At 62.8% G+C, this 16,517-nt stretch carries 14 protein-coding genes; 6 read left to right on the forward strand and 8 right to left on the reverse strand.

Annotated elements, in window-relative coordinates:
• Window positions 1–38: 38 nt before the first annotated feature.
• A complete protein-coding gene (locus tag EJC47_RS01135; RefSeq protein ID WP_126845143.1) occupies window positions 39–500 on the reverse strand; it encodes a hypothetical protein in 462 nt (153 codons plus the stop codon).
• A gap of 213 nt (window positions 501–713) precedes the next feature.
• On the reverse strand, window positions 714–3,797 hold the full coding sequence (locus EJC47_RS01140; RefSeq protein WP_260591430.1) for a TonB-dependent receptor domain-containing protein: 3,084 nt from the start codon (window positions 3,795–3,797) through the stop codon (window positions 714–716).
• Between the two features lie 387 nt (window positions 3,798–4,184).
• On the opposite strand from EJC47_RS01140, the gene EJC47_RS01145 reads away from it, so the two are divergent.
• From EJC47_RS01145 to EJC47_RS01155, 3 genes are all read left to right on the forward strand, one after another.
• Entirely contained in the window at window positions 4,185–4,709 is a 525-nt protein-coding gene (locus EJC47_RS01145) for an RNA polymerase sigma factor (protein WP_033964073.1), read from the forward strand.
• Window positions 4,706–5,734, forward strand: a complete 1,029-nt coding sequence (locus EJC47_RS01150) for a FecR family protein (protein ID WP_126845144.1) — start codon at window positions 4,706–4,708, stop codon at window positions 5,732–5,734. Before EJC47_RS01145 ends, EJC47_RS01150 begins: the two co-directional genes overlap by 4 nt.
• Before the next feature lie 66 nt (window positions 5,735–5,800).
• Window positions 5,801–5,998 carry a hypothetical protein gene (locus tag EJC47_RS01155; protein ID WP_221885153.1) on the forward strand — a complete coding sequence of 66 codons (198 nt, stop codon included), beginning with the start codon at window positions 5,801–5,803 and terminating at the stop codon, window positions 5,996–5,998.
• 31 nt (window positions 5,999–6,029) lie between these two features.
• Here the strand turns inward: EJC47_RS01155 and EJC47_RS01160 are convergent, their stop codons facing one another.
• From EJC47_RS01160 to EJC47_RS01175, 4 genes are all read right to left on the reverse strand, one after another.
• Window positions 6,030–7,172, reverse strand: a complete 1,143-nt coding sequence (locus EJC47_RS01160; RefSeq protein WP_126845145.1) for a serine hydrolase domain-containing protein — start codon at window positions 7,170–7,172, stop codon at window positions 6,030–6,032.
• Window positions 7,173–7,407: 235 nt separating this feature from the next.
• Entirely contained in the window at window positions 7,408–9,816 is a 2,409-nt protein-coding gene (locus EJC47_RS01165) for an ABC transporter permease (protein WP_126845146.1), read from the reverse strand.
• 1 nt (window position 9,817) lies between these two features.
• Window positions 9,818–10,498: an ABC transporter ATP-binding protein gene (locus EJC47_RS01170; RefSeq protein WP_126845147.1), complete on the reverse strand. Its 681-nt coding sequence runs from the start codon at window positions 10,496–10,498 to the stop codon at window positions 9,818–9,820.
• Between the two features lie 9 nt (window positions 10,499–10,507).
• Window positions 10,508–11,785: an efflux RND transporter periplasmic adaptor subunit gene (locus EJC47_RS01175; RefSeq protein WP_231564953.1), complete on the reverse strand. Its 1,278-nt coding sequence runs from the start codon at window positions 11,783–11,785 to the stop codon at window positions 10,508–10,510.
• Between the two features lie 126 nt (window positions 11,786–11,911).
• Here EJC47_RS01175 and EJC47_RS01180 point away from each other — a divergent pair, with 126 nt between their 5' ends.
• Both EJC47_RS01180 and EJC47_RS01185 read left to right on the forward strand, forming a co-directional pair.
• Window positions 11,912–13,147: a sigma-54-dependent transcriptional regulator gene (locus EJC47_RS01180; RefSeq protein WP_033964061.1), complete on the forward strand. Its 1,236-nt coding sequence runs from the start codon at window positions 11,912–11,914 to the stop codon at window positions 13,145–13,147.
• Window positions 13,137–14,324 carry a sensor histidine kinase gene (locus EJC47_RS01185; RefSeq protein ID WP_033964059.1) on the forward strand — a complete coding sequence of 396 codons (1,188 nt, stop codon included), beginning with the start codon at window positions 13,137–13,139 and terminating at the stop codon, window positions 14,322–14,324. The genes EJC47_RS01180 and EJC47_RS01185 overlap by 11 nt, the downstream gene beginning before the upstream one ends.
• Window positions 14,325–14,554: 230 nt before the next feature.
• Here the strand turns inward: EJC47_RS01185 and EJC47_RS01190 are convergent, their stop codons facing one another.
• Complete coding sequence (locus EJC47_RS01190; protein ID WP_126845148.1) at window positions 14,555–15,139, reverse strand: FMN-dependent NADH-azoreductase; 585 nt, start codon at window positions 15,137–15,139, stop codon at window positions 14,555–14,557.
• 134 nt (window positions 15,140–15,273) lie between these two features.
• On the opposite strand from EJC47_RS01190, the gene EJC47_RS01195 reads away from it, so the two are divergent.
• Entirely contained in the window at window positions 15,274–15,636 is a 363-nt protein-coding gene (locus tag EJC47_RS01195) for a winged helix-turn-helix transcriptional regulator (RefSeq protein WP_249340843.1), read from the forward strand.
• 77 nt (window positions 15,637–15,713) lie between these two features.
• Here the strand turns inward: EJC47_RS01195 and EJC47_RS01200 are convergent, their stop codons facing one another.
• Window positions 15,714–16,421 (reverse strand): SDR family oxidoreductase, encoded by a 708-nt coding sequence (locus EJC47_RS01200; RefSeq protein WP_033964056.1) that lies wholly within the window; start codon window positions 16,419–16,421, stop codon window positions 15,714–15,716.
• Window positions 16,422–16,517 lie beyond the last annotated feature (96 nt).

The following is a 16,517-nucleotide window of genomic DNA, read 5'->3' on the forward strand; positions in this document are numbered from 1 at the left end:
GAACCGGGAGGACGAACGATCCCCCCGATCGTCGTCGGTCAGATAATCGTGATGCCCGACACGGTCAGGTGCGCGGTGACCGTGCAGCCGCCAGGGCTGATCGTGGCCGTCGGAATATCGAAGTGCGACGGCGTTCCATTGGCCCAGGTCGCGCTGACATTGGCGGGACCGCACGATACCGGCGCGGTCACTTCGAGGCCATTGACGTTGACCGAAGTCGTCGACGTTGGAACGAGCGTGAACGGCGTGGTCAACCGCACTAGCGCACAAGCACCGAGCGGCCCGCCGACAAAGCTGGCGCTGGTGATCGTCGCCGTTCCGTCGCTATTGACGGTACCGCGAAAGGTCGCTGCACAATTGAGGGTCGGGAAACCAGGCGCGGTCAAGCTGGTCGCGCCCGTCGCCGTGACGGTAGCACCCGATGGGGAAAACGACTGCGCGAACGCCGGTCCGGCCAACGTCATTGCGGCGGCAGCGCAAAGTACTGCAAGCTTTTTCATGGTTCATCCTCTCTCGAATAGATGGTTTACACATCTTTTTTCGGGGAATTCCTCCCCATTTCGATTGACGCTCGTGCATCAGTTTCGGGGGGATGAATTTCTGCAAATTACGTATTTTGTAGCTACCTCTATGAGGCACCATCCCGACCGAAAAAATTGGCCGCGCAGCCTTGTCTCGCTGCGCGGCCAAACTGTCGGCAAAGGGGGTGCCGATCAGAAGCGTTTGGTGATGCTGACGCCGATTATGCGTGGATCGAGCGTGAACACATTGGTTGTCAGGCCCGAATCGTCGCTATTGACGAAGGCATCGGTGATCGGCGTCGAATTGAACAGGTTCTTCACATAGACCTGCAACGTCATATCCCATTTGCGCTGGTCGAGCGTGAGAGAGATATTGGTGTTATTCCATGCCCGTAGCCGGTCGATCGCGGTGTTGTAGATCCGCGCCCAGCTTGCATCTTGGCGGTAGAAATCGGCGCGCGGCGTCAGCGCCCAATCCCCGCTCTCGAACGTATATTGAACACCGAGATTTAACGTCCAGTGCGGCGCGTTGGGCAATTCGTGCCCGCTCACATCCGCTGCAATCCCCTGCCCGTTATTGGGCGCGGTTTTCAGATCATAAGCGCCATATTTCGCCGCCAGCGTATCGCCCGGCTTGAAGCTCCCGAAATTCAGTCCCGCAACCCCGCCGCACAACAGGGCCAGCACAAGAGGGGGAGCCGACGGATCCTGAACGATGTTCTTGACGATCGAGGTCGGCGCGATGCAGCTTGATGTCAATTGCACCCACGGGCGCACCAGCGTCCAATCAGGGTTGCCCTGCGTTCGATTCATGACGTCGATCGACGACGAACCTTTGCCGAGCCGCGTACCGAGATAGCCGACATTGGCGTTGAATTGCAGATTTCGCACAGGTCGCCACGTCGCTTCGAGTTCTGCACCCCACGTCTGCGCATTGAAATTTTCGTTCAAAGCCGTGCGATCGACGATCTTCGAAATCTGATACCCTTTGTAATCGTAGAAAAATGCCGAACCGTTGAGCGTCAGTCGACCGTGGTCGAACGTATTCTTCAAGCCAACCTCGAAAGCGTTGACATATTCCGGTTTGTAGGTGGTCGGTTGCGGGTAAAATTCGAGATATTGCGGGTCGGCATTGATGCCAGGCGGATTCGTGCCGCCCGCCTTATAGCCGCGCGAATAAGATCCGTAGACCAGCGTGGAATCGGTAAAGGCCAGTTCAGGCGACCAGTCCACCGCCAGCCGCCCTGTGAAGCGACGCCACGATTGGTGAATGTCGGGTTGGGCGGGATAGCCGGAATTGACGTAGCCCCCGCCCGATATACCCGGTGAAAGCAGCAATTGTGTGGGAACCGGCGTCGTAACCTTACGATCATCGGTATAGCGCAATCCCCCGGTGACCTTGAGGTTGGGCGTGGCACGCCAGTAAACCTCGCCAAAGGCCGCGTAGGAATCGACCTTGTAGATATTGTCGCTCCGGAAATAATTGTGCCCCTGGCCATTGATCCGGTCGATCGGATTGGGATCGATATAGATGCAGCCTGTGGTTGCCCCTGCCGGACAGGCAGGAGGCGGCGTGTCGGTACTGACCGGTCCGTTGAAATACCCTTGGGCGATCGCTGTAAAAAAATTGGAAAAGACGTAATAATCTTCATTGATTTTGAAATGGAGATAGTTGGCACCGAAGCTGAAATTGAACGGCCCGGTGTTGGACGATTGCAACCGGAATTCCTGCGACCATTGTTCGCTGCGGGAGTTGACCATGTCGACTGCAACCAAGGTATTGGATGCGCCAAGCTGCGGATCGTTGAACACGCCGCCTGGCGTGAACCCCTTTACCTCCGGCGTGAAAGTGTCGAGGCTGAAGAGGCCGATCGAATCGTTGATAATCGGCACCGAATTGAACCGGTTATAGTCCTGGGTCGAGTGGTAAAAATCCTTGGTGTACAGCGACTGCGAATACAGTTTCAGGTTGCTGCGCACGCCCCATTCAAAATTGAGCTGAAAGATATCGTTGCGCGCCCGAAAAGTCGGATCATACTTTGTCGCAATCTCGCGCAAGTTGCGCGATTGCACGACCCCGGCATAGGGATCGCGGGTCGGATCGGCGAAGGTCGCAAGCCCGGAAAAGTCCGGCAGGAAGCCCAATTGGACCAGCCCGCTGGCGGCAGCGACATAGGGCAGGCTCAGTCCGTTCGGCACGCCATAGGCACCCGCGTCATAGAGCGAACCGTTGGCGCACCCTTGGCTTAGCTGGGCACGGATGGGAAACCCGTTGGAAACTTCCGGCACAGCCAGCCCTCCAACCGTGCTGGGACCGGGATCGTAGTGGCACAATTGCTTGCCGGTGCGGGACCGATCGTCCTTTTCGTCGAAATGCTCCCAGACGAGACTGGCGGTGAAATCGTCGACGGGTCGCCACTGTGCCGTCGCGCGCAGCGACCAGAGATCACGACCATTGACCGCCCGGTCGGTTACCGTGTTGTAATCGAACCCGCTGCGATTGGTGTAGGCACCGGCGACGCGCACCGCGAAGGTATCGGTCAGCGGGACGTTGAGCATGCCGCTTACGCGGCGCGTATCGTAATTGCCGACCTCTCCCTTCAAAGAGCCTTCGAACCGGTTGCTTGGCTTGTTCGGGAGCATGTTGACGACGCCCGCAGTGGCATTGCGACCATAAAGCGTGCCCTGTGGCCCCCGCAGCACCTCGACCCGCTCGACATCGAAATATTCCTGCTCGAACAGGCGATTTCGCAGTAGCGGTGTATTGTTGTAGCTGATCGCGACGGCAGGATCGGTGCTTACCGAAACGGCCTTGGTGCCGACCCCGCGGATCGAGAAATTGTAGCCGCTAAAATTGTTCTTCGAGAAGTTGACGTTCGGCACTGCGCGTTCGAGCTCGGCACCCCCTTCGATCTTATACTGGTCGAGCGCCTTGGCGCTAAACGCAGACACCGCGATGGGGACCTTCTGGATCGATTCCCGCCGCTTCTGTGCGGTCACGATAATATCCTGGCCTATAGCGTCGGACTGCGCTTGCTCAGTCGGCACGGCGACCGGCGTGGCTGCCTGGCCGTTTCCCTCAACGCTCCCAAGCGCCCCCGGCTGGATCACAAAGACTTTGCCCTGCCGGCGATAGGTCAGACCGGAACCGCGCAAGATCGCGCTCAACGCCGCTTCCGGGGTTGCGGCACCAGCGATCCCGTGACTCACCTTGCCTTTGGTCAGCGCGGCATCCGCCATGATCGTCAGCCCGCTTTGCAAGCCAAAGTCGCGCAAGGCGAGATCAAGTGACTGCGGGCGAATATGATATGGCGTCTCGGCAAAGGCCGGACTTCCACAGGTTGATACAATCAATCCTGCCAGCGCGATTCCGCACAACATAGATCGACGAACGCGCAAGGACCCAAAGGTCATCATCCCCTCCTGTATTGCGTTTCGACTTGAGCCGAATCCGCTTCCGTACGACTATGACGCGACCATGAGCCTGGTGGGGGGATCATCCTGAAAAAAACGAAAGATTCCAGCAAACGGTGTCCCGCGACGAGAAAAGCCCTCTCCTGATCCCCCCGACCATAGCAGAGCACCGTCTATCATCTGGGACATGCCGAATTGTCCGGCGGAGCGAGGCGCATGAGTGGAGATCGACCGGGAAAGGCTGATCGCATGTCGGCGGACAACAGGCCGCAGCACACCTATGACCTGACGGAATGGATGAATCGCTATGGGCCAGGCTTGCGCCGCTTCCTGGCCCGGCGGGTCAACGCAGCGGATATTGACGACCTTGTTCAGGATGTTTTCCTGCGCATGCAAACCGCCCAGTCAAACCAGCCGATCGAGCATGCCGAACGCTATCTTTTCCGGGTCGCACAAAATGTCCTCATCAGCCGCTATCGCGCCGATGGCGGCCGTATGCGGCCGGTGCTCGGCTCGATCGAGGGGACCACCGCAGAACCCCGCGACGACATTTCTCCCGAACGCATTGCGATCGGGAGAGAACAATATGCCCTGGTGATTCAGGCCATTGCGAACCTGTCCCCGCGCGTACGCGCCGCGTTTGTCATGCACCGGTTCGAGAACATGACATACCAGACGATTGCCGTACGCATGGGCATAACCAAAAATTCGGTAAAGGAGTTGATCCACCGGGCCTTGCTCCGTCTGTCCGACGTCATGGAGGACATACAGTGACGATCGAGCCTAAACGTCTCGAAGATGGCTTGCGTGCCGAGGCGACGCGTTGGTTCAGCGCGCAGCGCTCCGGCGACATGGCGGCGGAAGAACGGGAAGCGTTCGCGGATTGGCTCCGCTCCAACCCGGGTGCTCACGCCCAGCTTGAGCGGCTGCAACAGCAATGGGACGCTCTGGATTCGATCGCCAACGACCCGGCAGTCCTGGAAATACGCGAGCACGATGTTCACGCATACAATCGTCCGGCGCGTTTCAAGGCGTTGCTGGCGCTTGCCGCGGCGGTGCTGCTGCTGGTGTCCTCCTCGGTTACGTTTCTGCAATATGGCAATCCAGTGCGATCCTGGTTCGGTTCGGAGGGCGAGTTGTTCCGCACCGGCACCGGGCAGCGCACGACCGCAACCTTGACGGACGGCTCTGTGGTGACGCTCGATGCGGAGAGCGAACTGCGCGTGGTCGAAATGGGTGCCCGTCGCCGCTTGCGACTGATACGGGGGCATGCCTTCTTTCAAGTCGCCAAGGACCGTGTCCACCCCTTTCTCGTCGAAGCAGCCAGCAAGACGATCCGTGCAGTTGGAACCGAATTCGACGTCCAGCTCGATGATCAAGCGAAACTGACCGTGACGCTGATCGAAGGTAAAGTCCGCGTCGAGCAGCCCAATGGATGGGTCCGGCCCGGTCGGCGCGTCAATATGGTGGCGGGTGCGCGCCTGATCGCGAAATCGGATCATGCCTGGAACGTGACACACGTCGATACGGCGAGCGAGACGAGCTGGCTGACGGGTCGGTTGACCTTCATTCGCGAGCCGCTGGCGGAAGCGCTGAACGAGGTTAACCGTTACTCCGCGCGCAAGATCGTCTTTGTGGACGGGCCCGCACCGGCGACCAATATTGTCGGGGTGTTTGCCGCCGGCGATGTCGATAGCTTCGTTACGGCGCTGGAGTTGAACGGAATCGCGCGGGTCTCCGATCGCACCGACACGAAAATAATGGTCACCCGCTCCGCTCGAGATGGAAGGGGAGATTGAGCCATCCGACGGCGGCTGGTGCAGAAAAGGTACGGTCGCTGCCCCTGCCGGACAAACCCCGACCGGTTGGCCATCGAGTATCTGCCGACATTCGCGCGAAACGGCGTGATCCGGGACCGTTTCGTCATGCCCGATCAGGTCCCCCGCATGCCAACGCTCGCGAAGGAACCGGGGCGCGAGAATGCCGAAGCCGCCTCAGCGGACCGGGTCTCGATGCCGGGCACCACACAACCAGCCGATATCCTGTGGATGCACCTTTTTTAGCACGAAGCGCTGATCGGTTTCGCGGCGCTCCTCACGAGCGGTCGCCGAGCTTGATCGCTTTGAGCAGCGCGTCGGTCATCACCTTTGGATCTGCTCTACCATTTTGGTTGGTGAGAACGATCGTCGAGAGGGGTTCGTCAAGGTCGCGGCGGTACCAGCAAGAGAAACCGGCGGTTCCCCCGCCGTGCGAGACGATGGTCCTTCCATCCACCTCGTCGACTTCCCACCCAAAGCCCCAACCGGCGGGCTGACCGTTCGACAGGCTGGCGCGACGCCACATCTTCCGCCGAACGCCCGAGCTCAAGATTCGCCCCTGATCCAGGGCAACGGACCAGCGATTGATATCGGCTACGGTCGACAGGAGGCCGCCGGCTGCCCAAGTCGATCCGGCCGCGCTGCGCGGAGGATCGTCGTCGTAACGCCCTTCGCTCCAGAAATGCCCTGAAGCACAACGGTTCCTGCATGGGATCCGATCGCGAGGGCCCGTCGACGACATGTCGGCTGGCCCGAAAAAGCGCTGCCGAAGCAGGTTCCAATAGTTTTCCCTGGTGACCGCTTCGGCCGCCATCCCAAGAAGAATGAAGCCGGTATTGTTGTATTCGTGCCGCTCGCCGGGCGCGAAGCTGTTGGGCCGGTCCGCCACCAGCGCGAGGATTTGCCTCGGCTTGAGCTCCTGCGGCATAAGCAGGCGGAAATTGTCTCCATTGAGATATTCGGGCAACCCGGACGTGTGGCTGAGAAGCTGCGAAAGCCGAATATTCCGCCAGGTCGCGGGGATATCCGACACATAGGTCTCGATTGGCGCGTCGATACGCAGCAGACCTTCCTCTTGAAGTTGAAAGATCAGCGACGCTGTGAAGGTCTTCGTCAACGAACCGATCTCAAAGATCGTCTGCGCATCGGGAACGGACGCTGCATTGCCCTTGGTGCCCGCGCCTCCAGCAGCCACAATTCGGCCCTTTCGAACCGCTCCGGCCGCGATCCCGGGCGCAGCGTCGAGCGGGATCTGCGAAAGAATTGTCTCGGCTCGACGCACGGCCAAAGCCGGATGCGGCATCAGAAACGGCGTCGCGGTGAGCCCGGCAAGAAAAGCTCGCCTCGAACCGCTGGCAGCCGCATTCCGCGTTCGCAAAAACCCATCGTCGGCAGAGCACGTCCAATTCCGCTTCAGCATCAATAGAATGCTCCATTGGTCGTAATCGCGAAACGGGTTCTCATGGATGCCGAAACTGCATCGGTTGACGCATCAGTCAAACATCGATTGCGATCGTTCCCGACGAACCGAACGCATCGGAAGGCGGTTCGAGCGCGTATCGATCATTCGGAGGATTTTGAGAGCTCGGATGCGCGAGGGTGCAGCTTGACCAAGCCGCACCCGCCGGGCAGTTCCCCTGCTTTGCCCGGGCACCTTATTCGTGGCGCAATGCGCGGGCCGGCTCCGCGCGCGCGACGCGCCATGCTTGGCCAAACACGGTCGCGGCCGCGATCAACACCGCGATCAGCGTCGCGCCAACGAAGAACAGCGGCGACAGCGCAATCCGGTCGTCAAACCCGCCGAGCCAGCGCTGCATGGCGACAAAGGCCAGCGGCCAGGCCACAAGATTCGCCAGCAGCACCGGCCGCATGAACTGAACGATCAGCAAACGCAGCACTTCCGCGGTCGACGCGCCGAGCGTCTTGCGGATGCCGATCTCCTTGACGCGGCGCGCGGTATCGAAGGCGGCCAGCCCGTAAAGGCCGATGCACCCGATCAGGATCGCAAGCACCGCGCCGATTGTAAACAACCGCGAGCGCTGCGCATCGGCCTTGTAGTAGCGCGCGAACAGGTTGTCCTCGACCGAGCGGGCGCGGAACGGAACCCCGGGCGCGACGCGCTTCCACGCCGTCTCGAGTGCCGCCGTCATCGCTTTTGGATCTCCGCTATACCGCACCGCTGCGATCGGCGAGATGACCCCGACAGTGTCGTAATAATAAGCGACCGGGTCGACCGGGTCACGCGGACTGCGGAAGCGGACATTGTCGACCACGCCGATGATCGTCGACCATCGATCGCCATCGCTGATCGTTTGCCCCACCGCCGCCGTCGGCGACGAAAAGCCGAGCGCCGTCACCGCCTTGCGATTGATCACCAGGTTGGGGCCGATTTTCTTGCGCTCCGCCGGGGAAAGAAGAGCGCGATCGTCGGCATGCGCCGCGTCGAACAGGCGCCCGGCAATGCGCCGGGCACCGTAGACCGCGAAATAGTCGCGCCCCGTCCCGACATCCATCACCGATATCTTCCGGTCGGGCGCACCTGGCCGACTGTAGCCCGAGAAATTGGTCGTATCCTGATCCCCCGGCGCATTGTTGCCCACCGTGACGCCCGTCACGCCCGGAACCGCTGCCGCGCTGCGTAAGATGTCCGCGCGCTGCGCCGCATCGAGCCCGCTATCGTTGAACGAGCGAATGAGCAGCAGCCCTTCCCGATGGAAGCCGAGGTCGGCGTCGCGGATGTGCGCGGTCTGCGCCAGCATCGTCCCGGTTGCGATCGCAAAGGCGATGGCGATGGCGAACTGGACGATGACCAGCGCGCCACGCAACCGTGCTCCGGCGCGACCACCGCCCGGTGCGCGCGTCGAGGCCAGCACCGCAGCGGGACGGAAACCCGACAGGACGAAGGCGGGGTACAGACCGGCCACCAGCGCGATCACCAGGACCAGCGCGATCATGGGAAGTACGATCCCGTCGCGCCCGAAATAATGGAGCGCGAGTTGGGTGCCCCCGAGCGTATTGACGAATGGCAGCGCGATCTCGGCCAGCGCAAAGCCGATCAACGCCGCCACCGCGACGGTAGCAAGCGCCTCGAACAGGAACTGACCGATCAGCGCGCGGCGCGTGCCGCCAACCACCTTGCGGATCGCCACCTCGCGCGCCCGGAGGCCGGCACGGGCAGTCGCCAAATTGACGTAGTTCACGATCGCGATGACCAGCGTCAACAAGCCGACCACGCCCAGCGTCGTCACGATCGCGCGATCGCCAGGGCTGTAGAGGTGCATCGCCGTCAGCGGGCGCAGCGACTGAAAATACTCGCCCTTCTTGATGTTGTCGCCGGCATAAGCATGCCGATCAAGGAAGGTGGGCAATTGCGCCTCGAAGGCGCGCGCGCTGGCCGTATCGGGAAAGCGCAGGAGCGTGGTCAATGACGAGCTGCCCCAATGCTCCCACCATTCGTTGCCGAAGCGGGCGCGCACCAGTTGCGCGAACATCTCGTCCTTGAAGGTCACATTGTCGGGCATGTCGCGCAGCACCGCGCCGACCCGATAGGGATAGACCGCGCCATTGATCGCGAGCTGCAGCGTCTGGCCGATCGCCGGCTGGCTACCGAAATATTTCCGGGCGGCACGCTGCGTGATCACCAAGCCGTTGGGGTCGGCAAGGGTGCGGGCCGGATCGCCCTCGATTGCCGGAAATTGCATCAGATCAAAGAAATTCGGATCGACCGCGCCAAGCTCCTCCGACGTCGCTTGCGCGCCCTGTCGGACCGTCGCTGCAGTCGGCATGAAGCGGGTGCCGACCAGTTGCGGATAGTCGGCGCGTAACTGAACGAGTTCGCTGCCCATCGTGTTGGGATTGGGGTCAGGCGGATATCCCGGCATGACATAGCGCTCTTCCATTACCCACAGTCTGTCCTGCTCGGGCAAGACGCGGTCAAAACCGCTTTCGAACTGCACGAACAGGTAAAGGACCAGGAAGGTCGCGATACCGAGGGCCAGTCCGCCAATGTTGAGCGCCGCGAACAACCGGTGGTGGGCGAGCGAGCGATAGAGCGAGACCAGCATCTTACGCTGCCCGACGCGCGGAGGACAGGATGCGACCGTCGAGCATGTGTACCGTTCGCTTGGCGATATCGGCGTGCGCGGGGGAATGGGTGACCATCACGATCGTCGATCCGTCTGCGTTGAGCTGGCCGAGAATGTCCATCACCTGCGCGCCATTCTCGGTGTCGAGATTGCCGGTCGGCTCGTCCGCGAGGATCAGCCGCGGCTCGCCGACAATGGCGCGGGCGATCGCGGCGCGCTGCTGCTGTCCGCCGGAGAGTTGATGCGGGTGGTGCCGCTGGCGATGCGCGACACCGACACGATCCATCGCCGCAGCGACGCGGTCCTTTTTCTCGCCCGTCGGCATTGCGCGATAGGCGAGCCCCAGGGCGACGTTCTCGGCGATCGTCAATTCGTCGATCAGGTTGAAGCTCTGGAACACGAAGCCGAGGCGATCCCGCCGCAGTTTTGCAAGCGCGCTCTCCGGTGCGCGGGCGATGTCGGTACCCTCGAACAGATAGCGACCGCCGCTCGGGCGATCGATCGTGCCGATAATGTTGAGCAAGGTCGATTTTCCGCAGCCCGATGGCCCCATGATCGCGACGAACTCGCCGGCCTCGACGGCCAGTTCGATCCCGCCAAGCGCGGTCGTCTCGATCTCGTCCGAGGCATAGGTACGGCTGACGTCCTGGAGCTGGATCATGGGCAAATCCTATTTGAGAAGAAGGGTCTGGAAGGGTGCGTAGGAGGTCAGTGCGGTGGTCACGATGCGGTCGCCTGGTGCGAGGCCAGAAATGACCTCGACCTGATCGGGGTTGCGCCGCCCGGTAACGATCGCGCGCCGTACCGCTTTCGAATCGCCGTCGAGCACGAAAGCCATGGTCCCGCCGGCATCGAGCCAGCCCCCCGAAGGCGCGACGATGGCGGGCCGGTCCGCGCCGAGGATGAGCCGAACGTCGAGCGTCTGCCCGCGGTTAAGCGCGACCGGCGGGCTCGTCCTGAACGCGAGTTCAACGCGGAAACGCCCTGCCGTCACCTGGGGCAGCACCTTTAACAGGGTCATCGGATAGCTTCGACCGTCGAGGTCCGCGACCGCACCAAGGCCGGTGTGGACGCGCCCCAGATAGAATTGATCGACGTCGGCGATCAGCTTCCACTGGCCTTCTGAATCGATCTGTCCAACGGGATCGCCGCTCTTGAGCATCTGTCCCGGCTGCAGCGTGAACGCAGTAAGCCGCCCGCCGACCGGCGCGCGTAATACCAGTGCCGACAGGCTCGCGCGTACCATCGCCAGGCTCTCGCGCAACTGCTGGGAGGTCGCAGCGATGCCCGAGGATTGGGCGGCGAGCGTGACCGCCGCCTCGCTCGTGCCGCGCTGGAGCGTGGCGACGCGTGCCTGTTGATAGGCGACATCCTCGCGCACGGGGTCGATCGCGGCGCGGGCGATGATGCCCTTGTCGAACAGCACCTGTCTCTGCGCGAGCAGGGTCTGCGCCTTGGACAGCGCGTTGCGCGCATCTGCCAGGTCGCGCGCGCCGTCCTGCCGCGTGTTCTGTACCGTCAGTCGCTGGCCATTTATCGCACTCAGCTGACCGATGATTTCGGCCGAGCGGCTGGCGACGTCGAGCGCGAGCGAAGGATTGGACAAGCGCGCGAGCGGGGTGCCCGCGGCCACCATCGCGCCGTCGGCGGCCGCCAGTTCCGCGACCTGCCCGCCCGAGATGGCGGTGACGAACACCGTCCGCAGCGGCGCGACTTCGGCGCGTAACGGCACGAAATCGCGAAACGGCGCGCGCGTTACCGCTCCGGTGCGGATCGCTGCGCTATCGACGCTCAACGTATTGGAGCCGGGCATCAGCAGCCACAACACCAAGGCCGCGATCACCACCACCACGCCAATCGCACTCCGCACAATCACTCGCCAACGTTTGGCGTGGGGGCGCTCGATGCGACGGTCCATCGCTGCGCCAGATTGGGTCATCTGCGTCATGCCGACACCATAACGGATGCATCGCGACGGGCCTAAAGCGCGGAAATCCGGCGTTTCTGGCAGCAATCGCGCCGTGCGTTTCCCATATCTGTACGGACTGTCCGTTTCCGGACACTATGCAACACCATGTCAAGCGAATCGCCCGCCATCCTGATCGTCGAAGACGATGCCGACGTCGCGAAGGCCGCGCGGTTGTTGCTTGAACGCCAGGGAATGACCGTATCGATCGCCGCCGATCCTGCGGCTGCCTGGGTGTATCTCGCCGAGCGGCCTGCCGACGTCCTTCTGCTCGACCTCAACTTCGCGCGCGGGCGCACCAGCGGCGAAGAGGGTTTTGCGATGCTCGACCGCCTAATTGCGGCCGACCGCCACGCCGTGGTGATCGTCGTCACCGGTCACAGTGGCATTGCCGTCGCGGTACAGGCGATGCGCCAGGGGGCGACCGACTTTGTCATCAAGCCGTGGAACAACGAACGTCTGCTTGCGACGGTCCAGCGCGGCGTCGCGCTGCGCCGTGCGAAGCTGGATGCCGCAACAGCGCCACCGATCGACGACGGCCTGTTGCTCGGCGAAAGTGCCGCGATCGCGGGCGTGCGCGATCTGATCGCCCGTGTCGCGCCGACCGAAGCTCCGGTCCTGGTCAGCGGGGCCTCCGGCACCGGCAAGACCGTGATCGCGCGGCTGATCCATCGAGGATCGGGACGCGCTGACGGGCCGCTGGTTACGCTCCACGCGGAGACCGCCGACAGCGCGACGATCGCGGAACGGCTCGCCGCCGCTCTCGCCGGTACGCTGGTGATCGACCATATCGATCGCTTGCCGCGCAGGTTGCAAAGCGACCTTGCCCAGCAGGTCGACGGTGCGCGTGTCATCGCGACGACCCGACTGGATCGCGCGGAACTGCGCGCGGCTGTCGGCGAAGACCTGTTGTACCGCGTCAATACGATCGAAATCCGCGTGCCACCGCTAGCCGAGCGCGGCGGCGACGCGCTGCTGCTGGCGCAGCATTTTCGTTCCCTGTTCCAACATCGGCATGGCAAGCTTGGCGGACCGATTGCTGACGCTGCCGCGAAAGCGATCGCGCAATCTGCCTGGCCCGACAATGTGCGCGAGCTGCGCCTTCTGATGGAACGCGCAGTGCTGCTCGGCACGGACGACGCGCTTGGACTGGACGATATCGCGCGGCCGCCTGCGCACGACGCCGAACGGCCGCTACAGCCGGGACGATCGCTCGCGCAGAGCGAGCGGGCGATGATCGATGCAGCGCTCAAACGCTACGCGTTCAACGTGAGCCGTGCCGCAGAGGAACTCGGACTGACCCGCGCGGCCTTATATCGGCGGATGGCGCGCTATGGCCTCTGACGGCATCCGTCGCACGATCCGAGCGCTGGTCCTCGCGCTGGCGGGTGGGATCATCGCACTGGCAGCCACCCACGGCCTGTACGCGACCGCGCTGCTCGCGATTGTGGTCGCAGCCTGGACCGCGGTGCGCAATGCGGTTGAGCAGGGCGCGCCCTCGCCCGCCCTCGCACCACCGGCTCCGTTGCCAGTAAAGTCCGACCCTGAAGCACTCCAGCGCCTCACCGCCTATCTGGACCTCTCGCCGGCCCCCTTGGTCTCGCTAGATGGTGACCGCCTTCGCGCGGTGAACCGCGCGGCGCGGCGCTTGCTGGGAACGAACGACCTGGTAGCCGAACCTCCACCCGCTCTCCTGGGGATGCTGTCGGACACCCGACCCGGCCGAACCGCCAAGATCGACCTGGACGACGCCGGGGAGATCAGGAGCTTCGCGCTCACCACGGGGGACCTGGCGCTGTCAGGCCGAATGCTGCGAATCGGCGCGCTGATCGACATCGATACCGAGTTGAAGGCGGCGGAGGCGGCCGCTTTGCGCGAGCTCGTCCAAGTGCTGAGCCACGAGATCGTCAACGCGCTAACTCCGATCGCGTCGCTCGCCGCGACGGCGGTGGCGATGCTCGATGATCCCGTGCCACCGCTGCCCGAGTTGCGCGAGGCGATCGAAACGGTCGCACGGCGAGCGGCGAGCCTGCATCGCTTCGGGGAGAGTTACCGCGCGCTGGCACGCCTGCCCACCCCCGCCCTGCGGCGCACCGCGCTTGCCGGTTTTGCAAATGATCTCGCCATGCTCTTCACGTCGCGCTGGCCCGCGATCGAACTGGCGGTGGAAAAGCACGAGGCCCCCGCGCATCTGCTGATCGACCCGGACCAGCTCACCGCCGCGCTCTGGGCGGTTCTGCAGAACGCCGCCGAGGCGCTGGACAATGCGCCCGACGCCAAAATCCACCTGATATTCAAGGCGCGTGTCGGTCGGACGCTGATCGGCATCGTCGACAACGGACCGGGGATATCTGCGCGTGACGAGAGCGACATTTTTCGGCCGTTCTTCACCACCAAGGCAGAGGGCAGCGGAATCGGCCTGTCGCTTGCGCGCCAGATCCTGCGCGGCCACGGAGGCGACCTTGCCCTGGCCTCGTCTCGCGTCGGCAAGACCGAGTTTGAAGCGACTATCCCCGCATGAAGGCACTGCGCGACGCCGCGCAAATCGGTATTCGGCGGAGCGTGACAAGAGCAGACGCCCGTCGCCAGTGGCGGTCGTCCCGTTCGCTACCCCCCGATCTTCCGAAACCAGTCGTTCCCCAGGATATCGAGGGTTGGCTGCCCCTAGAGCCGTCGGATTTAGATCCAGTCGGCGCAATAAGTGGCCCCGCGCACGGGTCAGGCTTGCCTGTCGTGCACGAGGCCATCCCCTCAGAGCGCGACCACCGGGTCGGACGACAGCGACATCTGGCGGGCTTGAACGAGGGCACTCTCGATCGCGCTGCGTCGCGCCTCCTCGCCGCGGCCCAGCCCTTCGGCAACGATGACTTCGACATCGACACCGACAAAACTGAAAATCGAGCGCAGCAGCGTTTCGGCATGCTCATATGCCGAATAGGGGGATCCCTCGCCATAGACGTTGCCGCGCGCGAGCGCGACGATCACGCGCTTGCCCGTGACCAGGCCGACCGGGCCGTTCTCACCATAAGCGAAAGTCTTGCCCCTCACGGCGATGCGATCGACCCACGCTTTCAACTGGCTGGGGATCGAGAAATTGTAGAACCCGGCACCAATCACCACGATGTCGGCGTCGAGAAATTGCTGCACGTCCTCACCGCTCTCCAGCGCCAGGAAAGCATCGAGAGTCATGTGCGCGATCGGCTCGGCGGCAAGGTCGCGATAGGTGACCTCAAGGGTTGGATCGGTTTCCAAAAGACGCGCCACCACGGCGGCGGAAATGGCGCGGCTCGCTGAACCCTCACCCATGATGCTGGAATCGAGATGAAGAAGCTTCATTGATTGTCTCCGGTCTGGATTTGTGACCTGGAGCAGGTATGGAACCGAGGGCGAACCGCCAAGAACGCATATTTTTAGGACCTGGTCACATGGATATGCCCGCCACTCCAGGCATCAACGCCGACTGCCGGAGAATGAGCAGCGTGCTGTCTCTCGTCGGCGACAAATGGACGGTGATGATCGTCATGGTGCTTGCCGAACGACCGCGCCGCTTCAACGACATCAAGCGGACGATCGGCGGGATCTCGCAGCAAATGCTGACCCGGACACTGAAAGCGCTCGACCGCGACGGCATGGTCAGCCGGACGGTACATCCGACCGTGCCGCCACAAGTTGAATATGCCCTGACGGATTTGGGGTATTCGCTGTCGGAGCCGCTGCGCGCGCTAGGAGCCTGGGCGGGAAAGCATCTCGAACTGATCGACGAAAACCGCCATCGCTATGACGGGGCGCGGAAGATCGAGGCCGAGACTCCCACGCGGGCGCAAAGACCATAACGCGGCCGTTGCGCCCCGCCCTCATGGTCTGGAAGAGCGCATTGCGAGCATCACCCAATCCCCGATCGATCCCGTGATCACCACGGCACCGACGCGCCAAAGCGGTCGATGAAGCGCAGCCCCGGCGTACCCCTTTGGGCGAGCAAAGTGTCGGCCAGTTGCGGCATGGTCTCCGCGATGCTGAAGGGCGCGTGCGGTCCGCCAAGCGCGGTGCGGATCCAGCCTGGTGCCATCAGCACCATCGCACGTGGATCGCCGGCATGGCGGGCGGCAAAGCTGCGCATAGCTTGGTTGAGCGCGGCCTTGCTGCCGCGATAGACCTCAAAGCCACCGTTTGTATTGTTGGCGATGCTGCCCTGGCCCGACGACATCACGCCGATCAGGCCCGTGCGCGGCACAAGATCCTGAAGGCCTTCCACCGCCCGCATCACGCCGAGCGTGTTGGTCAGCATGACGTGCACAAATTCGTCGGTGGGGACCTCCGCGATCGTCTCCATCGCATTGCGGTTGGCGGTGCCCGCGTTGACGAACAGCAGGTCGATCGCGCGATCCGCGAGGCGGTCGTGCAACGCCGCGATCTGGGAGGGTTCGGTGACGTCGAGCGCTTCGATCGCAACCTGGCCCGGATGGGCCTCGGCAAGATCATGCAAATCGGTCCGGTCCGTCTCTCGCACCGTGCCGATAACGTGCCAGCCCTTTTTGACGAACTCCGCCGCCAATGCGTGGCCGAGGCCTCGGGATGCGCCCACCAGAAGGAGCGTGCCGCGATCGGTTGAAATGGTCATGAGGGTCTTCCTTTGTTGCTCTGCCGGGCCCGATGTCGAGGATGGGCAGCGCACGCGCCAGACGCATAGAATGCAAAGAACAATTGCGTCTGACGC

The organism is Sphingomonas sp. TF3, assembly GCF_003985085.1.
GTDB lineage: Bacteria > Pseudomonadota > Alphaproteobacteria > Sphingomonadales > Sphingomonadaceae > Sphingomonas.